The following is a 3,663-nucleotide window of genomic DNA, read 5'->3' as shown; positions in this document are numbered from 1 at the left end:
CGGCTCCCGCCGGGCCGGCCGACGTCGCCGAGGCGATCGAATCGACCCCGTGGGGGGCGGCGCGGCGGTTGCGGCCGCCCGTGGCCGTCGAAGGAGCCGCGATGGCCTGGGAGCGGCCGGCCGGTCCGCTCGGGTCGGCTCCGCCCCGCTGGTGAGCCGGCCCCGGGTCGGAAACGCTTTCGCATCGCCTCCGGACATGCTCCAAGGCGGAGGAATGTCGTGTCCGGCGGGACGCACTCGGGGGCCGGGAGGCACCGGTGCGGCGCGTCGCCACATTCCCGGCCGAATGTCGGGGTTGAGTCCGCACCGACAGGGCATGCTCGAACGTCGGTGAACGCGGCCAGGACGGGCGGCCGCGCGACGGGGTTCACGAGGGGGATTCGGTGGTTTCAAGGTCGTCAAGGCGCGCGGCTCCGCGCCCGGGATTTCCCGGGATCGGACGCATTTGTGCGCTGCTGCCCGTGCTGGTGATCCTGGCCGGGTGCAGCAGTCTCGGCAGCCTGTTCGGGGACAAGGACGACGATCTCGGGCCCGACCTGCCGGCCGACAAGCTCTACAACGAGGGCGTCTTCCTCCTGAACGAGAAGGGCTCGCCCAAGGAGGCGGTGAAGAAGTTCGAGGAGGTCGACCGCCAGCATCCGTATTCGGATTGGGCCCGCAAGTCGCTCCTGATGACGGCCTATTCCTATTACGAGACGCAGCAGTACGAGGACGCGATCGGCGCCGCCAAGCGGTACGTCTCGATGCATCCGGGCAGCCCGGACGTCGCCTACGCCCAGTATCTGATCGGCGCCTCCTATTACGACCAGATCCCCGACGTGACCCGCGACCAGACCCGCACCGAGCGGGCCATCCAGTCGCTCGAGGAGGTCATCCGCAAGTATCCGACGTCGGAATACGCCGCGCAGGCGCGCAAGAAGATCGAGGTCGGCCGCGACCATCTCGCCGCCAAGGAGATGACGGTCGCGCGCTACTACATGGAGAAGAAGAACTTCATCGGCGCCATCAACCGCTTCAAGGTGGTGGTGACGCAGTATCAGACGACCCGGCATGTCGAGGAGGCGCTGATGCGTCTCACCGAGTGCTACATGATGCTGGGCATCGTCGCCGAGGCCCAGACGGCCGCAGCCGTGCTGGGCCACAACTTCCCGGACAGCCCGTGGTACAAGGACGCGTACAATCTGGTGCGCGGCGGCGGGCTCGAGCCGTCCGAGAACAAGGGCTCGTGGATCAGCCGGGCGTTCAAGAAGGTCGGGCTGGGCTGAGCGCACGCCGATCTCCGCCGACCATGCTGCGATTTTCTTCGGTGGCCGGGCTTGTCCCGGCCATTCGCGTTCTTGTACGAGACGAACAGACACTCTGCGCCGTCATGCCCGGCCTTGTGCCGGGCATCCACGTTTAGGGCCGCTGCCTCGCGCAAGGCGTGGATGGCCGGGACGAGCCCGGCCATGACGGAGTGAACGACGGGCGATATCGGCATCCCGCGCCGGGATCGGTTCCGTACCGCCACACCGGACTGAGCCATGCTGGCCCGCCTCTCGATCCGCGACATCGTCCTCATCGACCGGCTCGACCTCGATTTCGGGTCCGGCCTCGCCGTGCTCACCGGCGAGACGGGGGCCGGCAAGTCGATCCTGCTCGACGCGTTCTCGCTGGCGCTCGGGGCGCGCGGCGACGCGGGCCTGGTGCGGGCCGGCGCCGAGCAGGGCCAGGTGACGGCCGTGTTCGAGCCCGACGCCGACCATCCGGTGCACGCGCTGCTGCGCGAGAACGACATCGCCGTGGAGGACCAGCTCCTGCTCCGCCGCGTCCAGCTCGCCGACGGACGCACCCGCGCCTTCGTCAACGACCAGCCGGTGTCCGTGAAGGTGCTGGAGAGCCTCGGCGAGCGCCTGGTCGAGATCCACGGCCAGCACGACGCCCGCGCCCTGGTCGACCCGGCGAGCCATCGAAGCCTGCTCGATGCCTATGGCGGCCTCGACCGCGAGGCCGCGGAGGTCGGACGGCTGTGGGTCGCGCGGCGCGATTCGGAGCAGACGCTGGCGGCGCATCGCGCCGAGGTGGAGCGGGCGCAGCGCGAGGCCGAGTGGCTGCGTCACGCGGTCGACGAGCTGCGCAAGCTGGCACCCGAGCCCGGCGAGGAGACGGCGCTGGCCGAGCGGCGCTCCGCCATGATGCAGGCCGAGAAGGCCGCCGACGATCTTCGCGATGCGCTCGCGGTCGTCTCCGGCTCGCAGTCGCCGGCCCCGGCCCTCGCCGCCGCGGTGCGGCGGCTGGAGCGGCGCGGCACCGCAGGCGGCTATGTCGCCCCCGCCGTGGCGGCGATCGACGCCGCCCTCACGGCGCTCGACGAGGCGCGGGCGCATCTCGAGGCGGCGCTCGCGGCGGGCGACTACGACCCGCAGACGCTGGAGCGCATCGAGGAGCGGCTGTTCGCGCTGCGGGCGGCAGGGCGAAAATACAACGTCGCCGTGGATGCGCTGGCGGCGTTGGCCGAGCGCTACGAGAACGACCTCGCGCTGATCGATGCCGGGGCCGAGCGGCTCGCCGTGCTGGAGCGTGAGGCCGCCTCCGCGGGCGCGCGCTTCGACCAGGCGGCGGCGGCGCTCTCGGCGAAACGGCGCCGCGCCGCCGAGGGCCTCGACAAGGCCGTCAACGGCGAGCTGAAGCCACTGAAGCTGGAGCGGGCGCGCTTCGCCACCGCCGTGGTCACCGAGCCGGACCGCGCCGGGCCGCACGGCAGCGACCGGATCGAGTTCCAGGTTCAGACCAATCCCGGCACGGCGCCGGGGCCGCTGATGAAGGTGGCGTCCGGCGGCGAGCTGTCGCGCTTTCTGCTGGCGCTCAAGGTGGTGATCGCCGACCGCGGCTCGGCGCCGACCCTGGTGTTCGACGAGATCGACACGGCGGTGGGCGGCGCCGTCGCCGACGCCATCGGGGTGCGGCTCGCCCGTCTCGGCGGCAAGGTGCAGGTGATCGCCGTGACCCACGCGCCGCAGGTGGCGGCCCGCGCCGGCCGGCATTTTCTCATCAGCAAGGGCGCCCTCGACCGCGGCAAGCGCGTCGCCACCCGGGTCGCAGCGCTGGACGACGCCACGCGGCGCGAGGAAATCGCCCGCATGCTCTCCGGCGCCGAGATCACCACCGAAGCCCGCGCCGCCGCCGACCGATTGCTGAAGGCGGCCGGGGGGTAGGGGGCCCAAGGGTGTGTGTGTTAGGCCGCCGTCATTCCGGGGCGCGCCGAAGGCGCGAACCCGGAATCCAGCGGCAGGCTCCGAATACTCGGCAGGATCCGGGTTCGGCGCTACGCGCCGCCCGGAAGGGTCGAGCCCCGATCGCCTATCCCGTGATCTCCGGATACAAGTCTCTCCAATCGGGATTGTCTTTCTCGATCAGCGCGATCTTCCAAGCCCTCCGCCACTTCTTGATGTCCTTCTCGCGCTCGATCGCGGTCACCGGATCGTCGTAGCATTCGAACCAGACGAGACGGTCGACATCGTACCGAGTCGTGAAACCGGGAACGTCGTGGGATTTGTGCTGCCAGGTCCGGCGCACGAGATCGCGCGTCACCCCCACATAGAGGGTTCGGCGCAGATCGTCGCGCAGCCAGCGGCCGCCCGCGAACACCGGCTCGCCAGCGAGCCGCAGCTCGCCCTGCGAGGG

Annotated in this window: 3 protein-coding genes; 2 read left to right on the top strand and 1 reads right to left on the bottom strand. The window is 70.8% G+C overall.

From position 1 onward, the window contains the following. The first annotated feature begins 383 nt into the window (after positions 1-383). A complete protein-coding gene (locus tag CH341_RS29420; RefSeq protein WP_111422877.1) occupies positions 384-1,265 on the top strand; it encodes an outer membrane protein assembly factor BamD in 882 nt (293 codons plus the stop codon). 258 nt (positions 1,266-1,523) lie between these two features. Beyond that, positions 1,524-3,194 (top strand): DNA repair protein RecN, encoded by a 1,671-nt coding sequence (gene recN, locus CH341_RS29415; RefSeq protein ID WP_111422875.1) that lies wholly within the window; start codon positions 1,524-1,526, stop codon positions 3,192-3,194. A 145-nt stretch (positions 3,195-3,339) separates the two neighbouring features. Here the strand turns inward: recN and CH341_RS29410 are convergent, their stop codons facing one another. Continuing rightward, positions 3,340-3,627 (bottom strand): GIY-YIG nuclease family protein, encoded by a 288-nt coding sequence (locus CH341_RS29410; RefSeq protein ID WP_111422879.1) that lies wholly within the window; start codon positions 3,625-3,627, stop codon positions 3,340-3,342. Positions 3,628-3,663: the final 36 nt, after the last annotated feature.

It is taken from the genome of Rhodoplanes roseus (assembly GCF_003258865.1).
GTDB lineage: Bacteria > Pseudomonadota > Alphaproteobacteria > Rhizobiales > Xanthobacteraceae > Rhodoplanes > Rhodoplanes roseus.
This window is presented reverse-complemented; position numbering and strand designations above follow the sequence as displayed.